The organism is Planococcus sp. 107-1 (assembly GCF_021513255.1).
In the GTDB taxonomy this organism is placed as follows: domain Bacteria; phylum Bacillota; class Bacilli; order Bacillales_A; family Planococcaceae; genus Planococcus.
The window spans coordinates 1,669,332-1,683,472 of the sequence record NZ_CP090977.1; the positions used below are offsets into that span (position 1 = coordinate 1,669,332).

The window sequence follows — 14,141 nt, forward strand, 5'->3', positions numbered from 1 at the left end:
GTTAAAATGGCTAATGAATTTTGGATCAATCTTTCAGTGAAAGACTTGAAAAAGTCGCGAGAATTCTTTAAAACGCTTGGTTTTACGATGAATGAGCGCTTTGCTGATAGTGAAGACATGGCAGGACTAGTCGTCGGCGACCATCAAGTGATGGTTATGCTGTTTCCGGAAACGACATTCCAATCATTTACAGAAAGTCCGGTAGCAGATACGCAGCAAGCTACAGAAGTTTTATTGTCCATATCCATGAATTCGCAGCAAGAGGTCCGTGAAATGACCGAAAAGGCAAAACATGCAGGCGGAAAGGTTTTTGCGGAGCCTGGAGAACGAAACGGCATGTACGGATCCGGATTCAGCGATCTGGATGGACACCGGTGGAATTTATTGATTATGTAAGGTTTAAAGTTATTTTGAAGAGCGATGAAAATCCTCAGTGCATCATCAGTCGATTAAAGTTGTCCGAATGAATGATGGATTGAGGATTTTTTGGCATTGAGAATTTGCTGTGAGATTTTTAAAATCGAATTCGTTTCGTTAAATTAATAAATGAACCCCACATAAACGTCAACATATGCAAAATGAACTTACTGAATGCAAAATAGCTAAAACGCTAAAAATCATGAAAATCCAGATAAAAATCGATTTCGTCTCACTGTCTTAAGTATACTTTATGAGTGAAACACTACTTCCGATAATTTATATTATGTCAACTTAAATATTTTTTCGTTTAAAAGTACGTTTTACTTCCGTACTCCTCTCTTACTTTTTATATTCCGTTCTCTAGATTGTTTGCCTTTATGCTATGATGATTTACGTGTTCTTTTTCTATTCTATACGAATTGAGTGATGTATCCAGTGATACCTGCCAACGAGAAACGAACTTTGTTCCAATGGATTCATTTTTTGATTCCTTATTTGTACACCATCGGCATTCTAGTCATCTTCCTATGGATGACCGTTGCAGCCGCCGCATTAGCCATTATTACTTTCCATGAAAATCCGACTGCCTTGCTTATGCTGACATCGGATGATTCACGCTCTCTTGATTTGCTCGCTGGAACTTCGTGGCTGGATGTCTTAATTAAACCGATTCTTGCCTCTAATTTCAACCAGATCATTTTTAAAGGGTTATTTATGCTATTGGTTTGGATGCTGCTATTCCTGGTAGTTCCGTTAGCTTTTAGACGGCTTACCCGTTTCAAATTCTTCAATTTAGAGATCGAAGTTGATGCAGCTGCACAGACGGTCATTGAAACGATCGAAGTCAGTGCCCCCAAAGCGAAATTGATGGCGTATTTATCAAGTTCAGATGCTACAGACCGGACAATCGCCTTGTTAGATGCCGAATCTGCCAATTTCCGTGATGTATTGGCTTATTTTCTGGAAGAAATTCAAGCAGGTTACAAGAAATCGCCGTTAAATACGAATTTTTCATTCAGCATATACACGCATAACCCCCCTGCTGAACTCGATGAGCTGATTGCAGCTTCCAGAGAAGCAAACGTTTCAGTCATCAGCAATAAGGCAGATCCGGATAATGTGATGAAGAAAAGCTATTTCGTCTATGCGTATCAAACCGCCGAAAGGGAATTTATTACCGTCATCAGCAGCTATACGAGCCTCTTTGATTTATTTGACCAATATCTCTTCGAAACATTGCATCACACGGTCACGAGAAACCAGGAATATTACGAATTGCTGATTGCCGTCGCCACAATGGATGCAGATGCCTAACCGATTCTTTTGACCTTATGGCCCTGATGCCTTATGATGAAAAAAAGGAGTGATGTTAGATGGTAAGCGCAAATACTCCACTGAAACAGAAATCGGTTAAAGAGCGTGCCGAAAAACGTTTGACGTCCATTCGGTCGCGCAGCCGCACTGCTGATAAACCAAGCATTAAAGGCAATCTCATTCAACCGGTTCATGTAACCAAATCCGATGCTTTAGTAAAACGAATTGCCGAACGGAAATCCAATTAAGCAAAACTCCCCTAAACTGAATCCAGTTTAGGGGAGTTTTTTTATCGATTAATCGTCGTTGCTGCGTTTCATGTCCCGTATTGCCTGCACGGATAACCGCACCAGTAAGATTACACATAAGAACAAGCCTGTATAAGCTGCTGTATTCAAATAGACGGCATAGGCAGTCTCAATGAACTGGGCAATGGCCAGTAAAGCGGCAGAAACCAATCCGAACGTAATTCCCGTCATGAGGAGCACGAAACGCGAGAATAATTGAATGACGAAATTGGCGTTTTTCTTATCGGAAAACACATCGTGGTGCAAAATGATTTTGCCGCTTTCTATCCGTTCCACTAAACGGTCGACGCGCTTTGGCAGTTTTAGCAGCTCCGGAATCAAGACAGCCATTTCGCTTTCGACTTTTTCTTTCGTCGCTTTCGGTTCCGTAAACGGCTTTTTGAGGAAAGAAGTCTTATATTTTTTCGCAAAAGTCTTCGCTTCTGTGAACATATCAAATGTCGGATCGATTAAATGCAAAGTGCCGTCAAGTGTAATCAAAGACCGCAAAGCGATACCGACCGACGGATAAAATGACAAACCGAAATCCCTTACGACGTCAAATAGCGAATGAATGAGTTCGGTTGTCGGAATCCGGTCCACATACGAAATCCGCAGCAGCAATTGGCCAATGGCTTGTTCGAACCGGTGGCGGTCGATGTGCTGATTGTCTTCAACGAGCAAGGTAATCGCATCGTATATGACACTGGAATCCCCTTGCTGGACGCCTAAGATGAAAAGGTTAAGACCTTCCTGCTGTGAAGACGCAAGGCGCCCCACCGCCCCGAAATCAAGCAATATCGGAGAGCCGTCTTTTTCATTGATGAAAATATTGCCGGGATGCGGATCCGCATGAAAAATTCCGGAAAACAGCATTTGTTCAAAGAACGAAAATAGGATGGTTCGGGCAAATTCTTTTGAATCAATATCAAACCGATCGAAAAGTTCCTGTCCTTTTGCTAAGTTCATGCCCATCACTTGTTCCATAACAATAAGCTGGCTGTTGCTGTATTCGGTGTAGATATGGGGAATCTTGACTTTATAAGGGCTATTTTTTAAGGCGTTGGAAATTTGCACCGTATTGCGGGCTTCGATATCAAAATTGACTTCTTCTCGCAAACCCGCTGCAAATCCGATGGCCAGCTCTTTAAACCCGAGATTTTCCGCCCATTTGGATTTACTCGTGACCCATTCGGCAAATTCAACGAGGATATTCAAATCGTCCCGCATGATGCGCTTTATGTCCGGCCGAAGCAATTTCACGACAACGGGCTGGTTGTTTTTCTTCAGAACGGCTCTATGGACTTGGCCGATCGATGCGGCTGCAAGCGGCTCCATGTCAAAAGAAGAGAAAACATCCTCCATTTTATGGCCTAAGGAGTTTTGAAGAATCGTCTGGACCTGGATCGTTGTGAGCGGTTTAACGTTTTGCTGGAGTGTTCCAAGCTCTTCTACGAACACCTGCGGGAAAAGTTCAGTCCGGGTTGAAAGCACTTGCCCAAACTTGATGAATATCCCCCCGCTTTGCTCCAGAGTATCCCGGAAAGCGATGGCCAGTTCCCGGTCATTTTCACGATGCCGCGCGTACTTCAAGGCACGAGATATCCCGTTGCGAACAGCAATTTCCACCACTTGGCTCAAGCGTTTCTGCCTTCTCCAGCGGTGTTGGATGCGCCTCAAGATAAACTTGCGCCCTGTAATGCGTTCACCTCTAGAACCGAGTTCGATGGGATCGAATAATTCCAAAAGCAAATACAGGAGCATGGTGATCAATAAGATACTGCCGATCCAAATGATTGTGCTGACATTGGCGGCATTTTCCACGACGCTTTCGTTCATGAAATCGGTATAGCGCAAATAGGAATACCAATAGACAAATGTCGTAAGCGCCACACCGATCGTAACCGAAAGTACGCGTTTCATGAAATTGACTTTGGCACCCATCAAACGCCCGCTGACAAAATAAATAAAGATCGTAATCAGAATAATTTCAGCAAGCAAAATAGCATAGACCAAGGCAACTCCTCCTTTCCAATTCAGAATGACGGCTCTATTTTGATATCCCAATATTGTCAGTATAGCAAAATTATTCTGGCATGTTCGGATAGAACATAAAAACCCTTCTCTTATCAAGCGTCATTTTTGGTGAAGGACCAATTCGTAATACGGTTCTTCTTGCTGGGTATCGTCAAACCATCGGTGGTCTATGTAGTGAAAACCAAGCTTTTCAAGCACTTTCAGTGAAGCCTTGTTTTGGGGATCAGCAGATGCATAAACCAAATGGATGCCATTCTGTTTTTGAGCAAGTTTCAAGGCAAGCGCACCAGCTTCAGTCGCATAGCCCTTCCCCCAAAAAGCAGCGGCAAAATGATAGATCAATTCGATTTTCTTGTCATTGGCTGTCCCGTTAAAACCAGATGCTCCGATGAGCTGTCCAGAATGCTTTTCAATCACGCCAAAAACCGTGATTCCTGTCGCTTCGTAGCATTGCCGGTAAGCAAGGATAATCGCCGGAAGATTTTCCAGTTTAGATGCCCCGCCGGATTCTGCCATCACGTCCGGATCGCCCCAAAAATGCTTAGCTCCTTCGACATGCTGTTCATCCATGACGACAAGTCCTAAGCGGTCTGATTCTGCTAAAAACTTCATGTGTTATGATTTTCCTTTATCGAAAGCGGTTTTAGCTCTTTGATGACGGAGCGTATGGTATGGAGCGTATCCCATTCTCTTTCCGAATACAAAACAATTGGGTAGTTCCCTGGAAACAAGGCTTCATTGATATCTTCGACGGATAAGCCCTCAGCATCCAGTTGTAAAATTTTCTCGGTCATTTCGCGGAGTTTCTCCAATTTCTGTTGAAGAATTTCTTTGCCATTTGGAAAATAGCCGGCATGGCTGCAATATAAATGCGTAAAGTGGCAGGCCAATAATGTTTCAAGAGAATCCATCATCTGTTTAACTGATTCTGTTGCCATCGTCACTTTTGTATGGGGCGAAACGTATAGATCCCCGCTAAACAGACGCCCAGTTTCTTCGTTTAGAAACGATACATGGTCGCTAGCATGTCCTGGTGTATAAATGACTTTCCATTCCAAGTTTTTCGAACGGATCACTTCTGAAATCGGTTTTGCTGTGAACGCTTTTCTTTGTCCCCAAATTAGCTGACGGTAAAGCGGGTACTCCCCGTCCGCTAGGCAAAGCGAGATCCCTTTTTCATTCATCAATAGCGGGACTTGAAAATTCTCTGCAAGAAATGCAGCATTCCCAGTGTGGTCTTCATGGTTATGGGTAAAAACCACTTGATCAAAATCATGTTCTTCAAAAAAAGGCTCGAGTTCGGTTAAGAGTACTTCAGGACCTGAATCAATCAGCATGCCATCGACTAAATAGACAAATACTTTTCTTCCGTATTTCTCTATAGTTCCTTCTGCACAAAGGACCCCTTCTTTAACGTAGCTGGTTAACATCGTATTCCCCCTTAAAACGCGTTTCTTTCATCATACGCATCGCTTTATTTTCTGTCATCTTCTTGAAGAATTTCTTTTATTGCGTTTTTGTTTTTTATATTATTTTCCTTATATAAGAATCTACAAATGATTATTTTTAGCAAAAAAAAAGAGACCGAAGTCTCCCTTAAAAACCGGCTAACGCAAAAACGAGCAGAATAATTACGTAAGTCATGATCCCCCACATTACGGCGCTTGGCACGAGAAAAGTCAAAAATCCTTTCCAAGTCGCCATCCGGTGGGCTTCTGCTATCGCTTTGCTCTGGATTACGATGCTCCAAAGGCTTGTAGCCAATACAATCAAAAAATACGCTGCATATAAAAAGAGCCTAAACGGACCCTCCTTCGGCGTTTGCGACAGGAAAATTTCGGGGGCAATGATCAAGAAAAGGAAAATGAGCGGAAGCAGCCAAATCTGCGGAATCAATCCGGTAATCACCGCTTTAAAAATGGCTATATAAGCAGCTGAGCCTTTCATTATTTTCCCGAACCATAAATAAAGGGCTGACATAAAAGCGGCTGCGATTAAAAGCAGAACTGGTGAAATGACAAAAGCGAATAACAGCGCTGGCTCCAATGGCAGTTCAAGCATGGCGGATTGGGACAAGCTGATAAATCCGACGCTAATGCCTGCCAAATAAAGCAGAAAGAAAAAATAAGGCCACGCTTTAGTCGCCAGGACCCAGCGAATCGCCTCGCGGGTATTCAGCCAGATGGCTGTAAATGGATTGAGTTGCTGTTCTTTCTCAAGTTCGTCCATTCCCTGCACTCCTTCCGTATTCAGTTAATAAAAAAAGAGACCGAAGTCTCTTAAATTGTCGATGCCCCAATGATCAAAAATAGGATGATGAAAATAAAAACGAAAACGACAAATCCGATAATGACCGATGGGATCAATAAGGTGAAGAACCCTTTCCAGCTGGACATACGGTGCGCTTCCCCAATGGCTTTGCTCTGAATCACAATCCCCCACACTGTTACAATGGCTAGAATAATCGCAGAAAACGCCATAAAGAATAATGCGCCATTTGAAGCGGGTTCAGTGCTTCCGAAAAACGAATCTGGTGAAACAATCATCAAAATGATGAACAGCGGCAGCAGCCAGATTTGCGGAATCATGGAAGTCGTCACCGCTTTAAACAGTTCGTTATAGGTTCCGGTCCCTTGGAACATTTTCCCGACTAGTAAATAGATGCCGGACATAATAGCGATTCCGATTGCCACAGCAATCGGCGAAATAATCGCGCTCCCTACGATTAAGATCCCGATAGGAATCCCAATACCATCTGTTCCTTGGTACATGCTGACAAAAGTACTGGTGACACCCGCAAGCAAAATGAGCAGAAAAACATAGACCATCGATTTTTCTTCGATTACATAACGCACCGTGTTCCGTGTGTTCAACCACACGGATAAAAATGGATTGAGTTTGCTGTTGTAAGTCGTTTCATGTTGTTCATTCATAAGACTTTCCCCCTCTATTCTCTATAGTCTTTATACGTAGTATAGCTACATCGGTTTCAAATAATATAGAAATCTTTTACTTCTAAGTTTCTTGACGGCATTTTTTGTTTTTAAACGGTTATTCCTTATGTAATATTCTACATGTATTTTTGAAAAGCGATTAGTTAGATTCTTTTTTCGAATATAGTCGTTAATGCTGCTTCCGATGAATTAGAAATAATAGTTTTGTTAGGATAAACTTGAAATTTCTTTAAAAATTCGGGCTTCATCTTATCTTCATAGTAGCGGTTCCATGTAAACATCTTCTGGAGCATCTTGAATTTCGGTTTATAATTTGCACTCTCTACTCCCGCTAGTTGTTTAAAAAATCGTTTGATAATGCGTCTCTTCCGTTCTTTTAATGGGAGATCCAAAAAGATAATCCAATCTGCCTGGTCGATCGCAGCGTCCGTCCAATCAATGTGGACCCCTTCAACGATCCATTGCGGCTGCATCAATGCTTCCGCTAAATGAGCATTCCTTTGCTCTTCTGAGTTCCGAATATCTCCGCCCGGTGCACGTTTCCAGACAAAATTATCCGTCTCGAAATGGAGCAGACCCAGTTCAGCCGCCAAACGTTTTGCCAATGTTGTCTTTCCGCTCCCTACCGAACCCGTTATGTAGATTTTCAATGATTTTCACGCCTTTATGCAGACTTGGGCAGTGCTTTCATCAATTATACCGAAGAGCTTTACGGAAAAAGCGAGTTTGCCGAAAATGGGCAAAAAAATACATCAGCCTAAGAAAATTACGCTTAGGCTGATGTATTTTAAATATAAAGGAGCTCATTGTTTATTTGCTGCCATGCCGTTTCAGTGCTCTTTTACACTTTCTCTAACGAGTTAAAGACGGTGAAGAAAATTTTCTTATCAATCACTAGAAAGACCAACCTGCTGCGTTACAATTTCTTCCAGGATAGTTGATCATTAAGCTTATGTCGCTTCTATTTTAACCCGTTCCATGAATGCGCGAACTGTTTCCTCGCGTTTTCGCTTTGATCCTGCAAGCAGCATGGCTTTGGCGGTCATATTCGCTCCTTTATTGGAGCCTTCGTAGTGGAACTTCGTCTGATTTTCGCCCATTTTTTCGAGCGTATATCGGTATTCCACTTCGAACATGCCGCTCATAAGAAACTTTACCGCTTTATGCTTGCGCTCAGGGGTGTCTTCAAAAGCGGTCGTTTCCACGAGATAGCTTTCGAGCTGGCTGCCTGCATAATAGCTTTGTGAATGCTTCGCGCCGAGTGTATCGTCTTCTTTTTCAAGCAACAGATGCTCTTCCACTTTCGGCATGATTCTTTTGATGTTGCGGTCCATGAATAATTGCCAGACCTGTTCAATAGGTGCATCGATGATGATTTCTTCTTTCCACTTGACCACGGTGATTGCTCCTTTTTCCAAATGAAGGATTTACTTGCCTATCGCGTTAAAATACGATCCGTCAGGCTGGAAATACTGTCCTTAGCCGGCGATTTACTGTCGGTTCCAGCCCAAATACTGTCCGCCGCCTCTTAAAACGGGTTCGTCGCCCATTGGCTAGACGTTGGAATGAAAATACGGGTGCAATTTCAGTTGCGCTACGATATATTCCGCGATGTCTTCCGGCTGCATGAACTTTTCTTGGCTGTTTTCCGGTTCTTCCGTCGAACCGCCGAATTCCGTAATGACCCGGCTCGGCGTCAAAGCGAAAACGCGGATATTATGTTTGCGGACTTCCTGCGACAAGGATTGGGTAAACCCGAGCACTCCGAATTTCGAAGCACTGTAAGCACTCGACCCCGGATCGCCTTTCAGTCCGGACATGGATGAAATATTGATGACGTCTCCGCCATTTTTTTCAACAAGTTGCGGAAGGACAGTACGCGTCACATAAAACATGCCCATTAAATTCACATCGATGACTTGTTTCCAGTCTTCCGGCGAAGTTTCAAGAACCGTTCCGAATTTGCCGATGCCTGCATTATTGATCAGGATGTCTGCCGAACCAAGCGCTTCCGTTAATGCCGAAATCGCCGCTTCCACTTCTTCAAGCGAGGATACATCGGCCACCGCAAAAGCTGCACGGACGCCTTCTTTTTCAGCTTCTTCCACGACTTTTTGCAAATCGCTTTCGGTGCGGGCGATTAAACCGAGGTTCACGCCTTCTTTCGCAAGCGCAAGGGCAGCCGCTCGTCCGATCCCTTTACCCGCTCCTGTAATAAATGCTGTTTTCCCAGTCAACGATTGTGCCATTCGATCTCCACCTTTTCATTTATTCATAATTTCAGTTTGAATGAATTTCAATTAAAACGCAAAAATTCCATACGGCTTTTCTTATCTGACCGATTTCCACTTTTGAGGTACAATAGAGGAAAGACAGACAGATAAGGATGGCTCTATGAAAACTTCAACCGTTTTACTCTTAACGCTCGGCTTAATGCATCTTTTAACCATGCTGAATATCGTATTCCTTGACGGCGCATTGAACGACTTGGTCTTTTTCTTTAATACAGCACTTTTCTTTTTTGCTTTTTCCTTCTACCTTTGGAAACGCGACAAAGACACTAAAGAAACAGCGGCAACTCCAACAAAATCCAAAAAATGAAGCCATCGAAATGGCTTCATTTTTTATTTGCGTTTAAGTTTCAATTGGCGCTTTTGCTTTTTTTCGGAAAAGACCGGCTGCGGGGCCGGATTAAAATCATCATCGTAAAGGCCGGTATACGCCTTATACCAAAGGAATAAATGAATGAACACCACTTTGATAACGGCATAGGCTGGAATTCCAAGGATGACGCCCGGAATGCCGAACAGATTCCCGGCAGTCAGTAACACTGCAATGATTGTAACCGGATGGATATTCAAATTATTGCCGAGGATTAAAGGCTGGATGACCCGGCCTTCCAAGGTTTGCTCGACAAAAAACACGGCCGCGATTTTCACGAGCATAAGCGGCGGATGAAGCACGATTGCGATAATGACGACTGGAATAAATGCGATGAACGAGCCTAGAAAAGGAATCAAGTTCAATGCCCCCGCCATGATGCCGAGAATCAACGCGTATTCAAGGCCAATTACGCTGAAGCCGATCCAGAACATCAAGCCGACGAAAAAAGCGACTATCAGCTGGCCACGGATATACTGGCTGATTTGCAGATTCATTTCTCTCAGCAATTCATACGATTTTATCCGCATCTTGGACGGAACGAACGGCATGAGGTAGTACGGTAAATGATGCCCGTCTTTCAGCAAGTAAAATAAGATGAATGGCGTCGTAATTACCGCAAGCACCGTAGTGGAAAGGACGCCGACCACACTGCCGATCCCCGTGACCGTCGTATCCACCACATCATCCGCCTGCCCGCTGATGGAATCGGAAATGCCGTCTTCCTCTCCGGTAAGCTGCTTTTGCAGCTCAGCGAGTACATCACTTTGAAAAAATCCATTTACTTGAGAGATGAAACGATTTAAATAATCCTGCCAATTGTCAATCAGGCTCAAAGTCTGTTCACGGAGAATCGGAATCAGTGTAGCAACGCCCCATGCGACTAATCCCAGGATGACGAGAAAGACAATTGCGATGCCGCCTGCGCGGTGAATCTTTTTCGTTTCCATCCAATCGATCAAAGGATTCAAGAGATAATACAAAACGCCTGCCATGACAATCGGCAGCCCCATGACGTCAAAAAAAGCAGCGAATGGCCGAAATACGAAGCTGACTTTCGGCAACAAAAAGAGAATCAGCAGCACCAATAGGAGGATGAACAAAATCGATACGGCTTTATTGTTCAACACCCATTTCATAAACCAGCTGGCAGCGAGTTTCAACATCTGCTTATCCTTTTGCTCTTCCATAACGAAGCCCCCCTTTGGTAAATTTGAGGACCGCTTGATGCCTCTATGTATAGGGGAATGCCTTGCTCATTTTCTAAAAGCTTTTATAAGGATAAAATACCCGACTGAGTAAATCTTAAGCGTTTAAAGGGTTTAGGCCATACGGATTAATTGCATTTTTTTATCGCGATGATGTTTTTTTGATTATTCAAAGGGAATAACAGAAACAAATAAAAAATAGAGAAAGGATGAGAAAAATGGCGTTGGATGATAAATTTAAAGATGCAAAAGACCAAGCGACGGAAAAAGGCAAAGACCATTATGACGAGCACAAAGATGAATACAAAGAACAAGGTAAAGACAAAGCCCAACAAGAAGGAAAAGAGTTGAAAGAAAAGTTTTCTAAATAAGCGCAAAAAAACCGGCTGGATCTCAACAGATCCAGCCGGTTTTTTAATTATACTGCTGCAGCCACTTTTTTCTTTAATAGCCCTGCAACGATTGCCGTAATGACAGCACCTGCAATAATTGCAAGTGCATAGAACAACACTTTTGTTATGCCGCCGTCAACGAGACCCATAACGAACACGCCCCCGTGCGGTGCACGCAGTCCGATATCAAACAGCATCACCAAAGCGCCCGTAGCGGCTGCACCTGCAACACACGCCGGAATGACGCGAGCCGGGTCAGCTGCTGCAAAAGGAATAACGCCTTCTGTGATAAAGCAAGCACCAAGAACGTAAGCTGTTTTCCCGGCTTCCCGTTCCGGCTTCGTGAATTTATTTTTGAAAAGCGTCGTAGCAATCGCCATGCCAAGCGGCGGCACCATGCCGGCCGCCATGACGGTTGCCATGAAATTGAAATTCTGCGCATCCAGCATCGCGATGCCGAATGTATAAGCTGCTTTATTGACAGGGCCGCCCATATCGATCGCCATCATACCGCCGAGGAGCAAGCCGACCAAGACCAGATTCGTTCCGCCCAGGCTTTCCAGGAATGATGAAATCGCTGTATAAACTTTTGTCAGCTGCGGGTTCACAAGCATCATGATGATGCCGGTGATGGCGATGCTGAATACCGGGAAGAACAGGACCGGTTTAAGCCCTTCGAGTGCATCAGGCAACACCGAGAAGGCTTTTTTAACGAGAAGCGTCACATAACCTGCCAGGAATCCGGCGATCAAGCCGCCCAGGAAACCGGAGCCGCCGCTTGCTTCTTCCACACCCGTGACAGTAATGGCAATCAAACCGCCGATCATCCCCGGCGCAAATCCTGGCCGCTCGGCAATGCTCATCGCGATAAATCCAGCAAGCACCGGCACCATCAAGAAGAAGGCATTGCCGCCGCCGATTGTGTTCAACATCGCCGCAAATTCATTGTAATCCGGGCTTGATGGGTCTGATGCATTGATGCCCCAGAAGAAAGAAATCGCAATCAAGATCCCGCCGCCTACGACAAATGGCAGCATATTCGAAACGCCGTTCATCAAATGCTTGTAAAAGCCGCCTTTTGAGTCGCCGTCGTTTGCGTCTTCTTTTGTCCGGTCGTGTTTGTATTCCGGTGCATCTCCGCCAATTGCCCGGTCGAGCAGATCGTCCGTTTCGTAGATCGCTTTTCCGACTTTCGTTTGGATTACCGGTTTACCGGCAAAACGGGCCATTTCCACTTTCGTGTCTGCCGCCACTATGATGGCGTCCGCTTCTGCGATTTCTGCATCCGTCAACCGGTTTTTCACACCACTCGAGCCATTCGTTTCCACTTTCAATTGGATGCCGCGCTCTTTCGCGCGTTCATTCAGTTTCTCAGCAGCCATATACGTATGGGCAATGCCTGTCGGACAAGCAGTGACCGCTAGAATTTTCTTGCCTGAAGCTGCAGGTGTGCTCGCTTCAGCTTCTCCGTCTGTGCCGTCCACTTCCGCTTCTTTGTCAGTGACCGCTTGGAGCACTTCTTCCTTGGTTGTTGCGGCAAGCATTCGATCACGGAACTTGCTGTCCATCAGAAATGTTGCAAGGCGAGACAGCGCTTCCAAATGATCGTCATTTGCACCTTCTGTAGCAGCGATCATGAAGAACAAATGAGCGGGCTGGCCATCGAGTGATTGATAGTCCAGTCCTTCTCGCGAGCGTCCGAATCCAATCGCCGGCGATTTCACCGCTTTCGATTTAGCATGCGGAATCGCAATACCATCGCCGATTCCAGTTGTGCTTTGTTCTTCCGCGCTAGGATATCAGCTTGGAAAAGCTTCGAATCGGTTAATTTCCCCGCTTTGTCCAATTGGCTGATCATTTCAGCAAGCACTTCTTGTTTCGAACCAGCCTTAAGATCCAAGATGATGGTTTGTTCAGTCAATAATTGTGTGATTCTCATACGCTCACGTCCCCATGTTTTATTTCCTTCACGTGCACTTCCCCGATCAACGCTTCCACATCTTCTTTTTGGCAAAGATCTGAACGAAAAGCGGTGGCGCTCCCACTAGCTACGCCGTATTTAAACGCTTCAAGCGGATTTTCCGTTTTGCAAAACGATGCGATAAATCCAGAAACGAGTGAATCTCCCGATCCCACGGTGTTGACCACTTTACCCACTGGCGCTTTTGCTTCAAATGCCAATTTTTCATTGACGAATAATGCACCATCGCCTCCGAGAGAAACAATCACGTTCTTAACTCCACCGTCCACTAATTTCTTGGCATATTGCAAAGCTTCCGTTTTTGTAGCAATGTCTGCATCAAAAAGTTCTCCTAACTCATGGATGTTCGGTTTGATCAGAAAAGGCGAAAACTTCACCAGCTCTTTTAAAGCCGGCCCTGATGTATCCAAAACAAAACGGATATTCCGCTCCCTGCAAAGTTCAGCGAGGCCGCTGTAATACGATGCTGGAACCGAATCCGGCAAACTGCCGGCAAGAACCAGCCAATCCCCTTCACACATATTGTTTATTTTTTCAGTCAATTGAGCCAAGTCATCCGCATTAAGCGCAGGTCCCGGGCCATTCAATTCCGTTTCTTCTGCCGCTTTGATCTTGACATTTATGCGGTGATTTCAGCAGTTTCAATAAAATCTGTCTCAACACCTTCACGCAGAAGGAAATCTTCTATATAATTGCCTGTAAATCCACCTATGAACCCTAGCGCCTTATTGTGGGCTCCCAATCGCTTTAAGACGCGGAGACATTGATTCCTTTGCCTCCGGGATAATAGAATACCTCTGATGTACGGTTCAGTTTTCCGTTTTCAAAAGAGGGTAAATACGTGGTGTAGTCAACAGACGGCGTAATCGTACAAGTATAGATCATCG

The 14,141-nt window shown here is 44.5% G+C and carries 13 protein-coding genes and 3 pseudogenes; 5 read left to right on the top strand and 11 right to left on the bottom strand.

Translation table 11 applies throughout. From position 1 onward, the window contains the following. Positions 1-6 precede the first annotated feature (6 nt). From L0M13_RS08795 to L0M13_RS08805, 3 genes are all read left to right on the top strand, one after another. Positions 7-396, top strand: coding sequence for a VOC family protein (locus L0M13_RS08795; RefSeq protein ID WP_235199154.1), 390 nt, complete (start codon positions 7-9; stop codon positions 394-396). Between the two features lie 486 nt (positions 397-882). Next, positions 883-1,734, top strand: coding sequence for a hypothetical protein (locus L0M13_RS08800; protein ID WP_235199155.1), 852 nt, complete (start codon positions 883-885; stop codon positions 1,732-1,734). A 59-nt stretch (positions 1,735-1,793) separates the two neighbouring features. Continuing rightward, positions 1,794-1,982 carry a hypothetical protein gene (locus L0M13_RS08805; RefSeq protein ID WP_235199156.1) on the top strand — a complete coding sequence of 63 codons (189 nt, stop codon included), beginning with the start codon at positions 1,794-1,796 and terminating at the stop codon, positions 1,980-1,982. A 48-nt stretch (positions 1,983-2,030) separates the two neighbouring features. Here the strand turns inward: L0M13_RS08805 and L0M13_RS08810 are convergent, their stop codons facing one another. The 8 genes and pseudogenes from L0M13_RS08810 to L0M13_RS08845 form a co-directional block, all read right to left on the bottom strand. Continuing rightward, positions 2,031-4,037 carry an ABC1 kinase family protein gene (locus L0M13_RS08810; RefSeq protein ID WP_235199157.1) on the bottom strand — a complete coding sequence of 669 codons (2,007 nt, stop codon included), beginning with the start codon at positions 4,035-4,037 and terminating at the stop codon, positions 2,031-2,033. A 120-nt stretch (positions 4,038-4,157) separates the two neighbouring features. Next, on the bottom strand, positions 4,158-4,670 hold the full coding sequence (locus tag L0M13_RS08815) for a GNAT family N-acetyltransferase (protein WP_235199158.1): 513 nt from the start codon (positions 4,668-4,670) through the stop codon (positions 4,158-4,160). Beyond that, complete coding sequence (locus L0M13_RS08820; RefSeq protein WP_235199159.1) at positions 4,667-5,488, bottom strand: MBL fold metallo-hydrolase; 822 nt, start codon at positions 5,486-5,488, stop codon at positions 4,667-4,669. Before L0M13_RS08820 ends, L0M13_RS08815 begins: the two co-directional genes overlap by 4 nt. Positions 5,489-5,654: 166 nt before the next feature. Beyond that, positions 5,655-6,287, bottom strand: a complete 633-nt coding sequence (locus L0M13_RS08825; RefSeq protein WP_235199160.1) for a YIP1 family protein — start codon at positions 6,285-6,287, stop codon at positions 5,655-5,657. A gap of 50 nt (positions 6,288-6,337) precedes the next feature. Continuing rightward, positions 6,338-6,991, bottom strand: coding sequence for a Yip1 family protein (locus tag L0M13_RS08830; protein ID WP_235199161.1), 654 nt, complete (start codon positions 6,989-6,991; stop codon positions 6,338-6,340). 164 nt (positions 6,992-7,155) lie between these two features. After that, positions 7,156-7,662, bottom strand: coding sequence for an AAA family ATPase (locus tag L0M13_RS08835; protein WP_235199162.1), 507 nt, complete (start codon positions 7,660-7,662; stop codon positions 7,156-7,158). 300 nt (positions 7,663-7,962) lie between these two features. Next, entirely contained in the window at positions 7,963-8,409 is a 447-nt protein-coding gene (locus tag L0M13_RS08840; RefSeq protein ID WP_235199163.1) for an SRPBCC family protein, read from the bottom strand. 131 nt (positions 8,410-8,540) lie between these two features. Further along, positions 8,541-9,261: pseudogene (locus L0M13_RS08845) on the bottom strand (3-ketoacyl-ACP reductase). Positions 9,262-9,406: 145 nt separating this feature from the next. On the opposite strand from L0M13_RS08845, the gene L0M13_RS08850 reads away from it, so the two are divergent. Further along, a complete protein-coding gene (locus L0M13_RS08850; protein WP_235199164.1) occupies positions 9,407-9,613 on the top strand; it encodes a hypothetical protein in 207 nt (68 codons plus the stop codon). Positions 9,614-9,636: 23 nt separating this feature from the next. On the opposite strand, the gene L0M13_RS08855 is transcribed toward L0M13_RS08850, so the two are convergent. After that, on the bottom strand, positions 9,637-10,863 hold the full coding sequence (locus L0M13_RS08855) for an AI-2E family transporter (RefSeq protein ID WP_235199165.1): 1,227 nt from the start codon (positions 10,861-10,863) through the stop codon (positions 9,637-9,639). Between the two features lie 236 nt (positions 10,864-11,099). Here L0M13_RS08855 and L0M13_RS08860 point away from each other — a divergent pair, with 236 nt between their 5' ends. After that, positions 11,100-11,252: a hypothetical protein gene (locus tag L0M13_RS08860; RefSeq protein WP_235199166.1), complete on the top strand. Its 153-nt coding sequence runs from the start codon at positions 11,100-11,102 to the stop codon at positions 11,250-11,252. 47 nt (positions 11,253-11,299) lie between these two features. Here L0M13_RS08860 and L0M13_RS08865 read toward each other — a convergent pair. Both L0M13_RS08865 and pfkB read right to left on the bottom strand, forming a co-directional pair. Then, a pseudogene (locus tag L0M13_RS08865) lies at positions 11,300-13,212 on the bottom strand (fructose-specific PTS transporter subunit EIIC). Next, positions 13,209-14,139: pseudogene (gene pfkB, locus L0M13_RS08870) on the bottom strand (1-phosphofructokinase). The pseudogenes L0M13_RS08865 and pfkB overlap by 4 nt, the downstream one beginning before the upstream one ends. Between the last annotated feature and the right edge of the window lie 2 nt (positions 14,140-14,141).

Bases quoted from the DNA above. Each gene is read 5' to 3' on its own strand.
- L0M13_RS08795 (WP_235199154.1), top strand. From the start codon at position 7: ATGGCTAATGAATTTTGGATCAATCTTTCAGTGAAAGACTTGAAAAAG.
- L0M13_RS08805 (WP_235199156.1), top strand. From the start codon at position 1,794: ATGGTAAGCGCAAATACTCCACTGAAACAGAAATCGGTTAAAGAGCGT.
- L0M13_RS08815 (WP_235199158.1), bottom strand. From the start codon at position 4,670: ATGAAGTTTTTAGCAGAATCAGACCGCTTAGGACTTGTCGTCATGGAT.
- L0M13_RS08820 (WP_235199159.1), bottom strand. From the start codon at position 5,488: ATGTTAACCAGCTACGTTAAAGAAGGGGTCCTTTGTGCAGAAGGAACT.
- L0M13_RS08825 (WP_235199160.1), bottom strand. From the start codon at position 6,287: ATGGACGAACTTGAGAAAGAACAGCAACTCAATCCATTTACAGCCATC.
- L0M13_RS08830 (WP_235199161.1), bottom strand. From the start codon at position 6,991: ATGAATGAACAACATGAAACGACTTACAACAGCAAACTCAATCCATTT.
- L0M13_RS08850 (WP_235199164.1), top strand. From the start codon at position 9,407: ATGAAAACTTCAACCGTTTTACTCTTAACGCTCGGCTTAATGCATCTT.
- L0M13_RS08855 (WP_235199165.1), bottom strand. From the start codon at position 10,863: ATGGAAGAGCAAAAGGATAAGCAGATGTTGAAACTCGCTGCCAGCTGG.
- L0M13_RS08860 (WP_235199166.1), top strand. From the start codon at position 11,100: ATGGCGTTGGATGATAAATTTAAAGATGCAAAAGACCAAGCGACGGAA.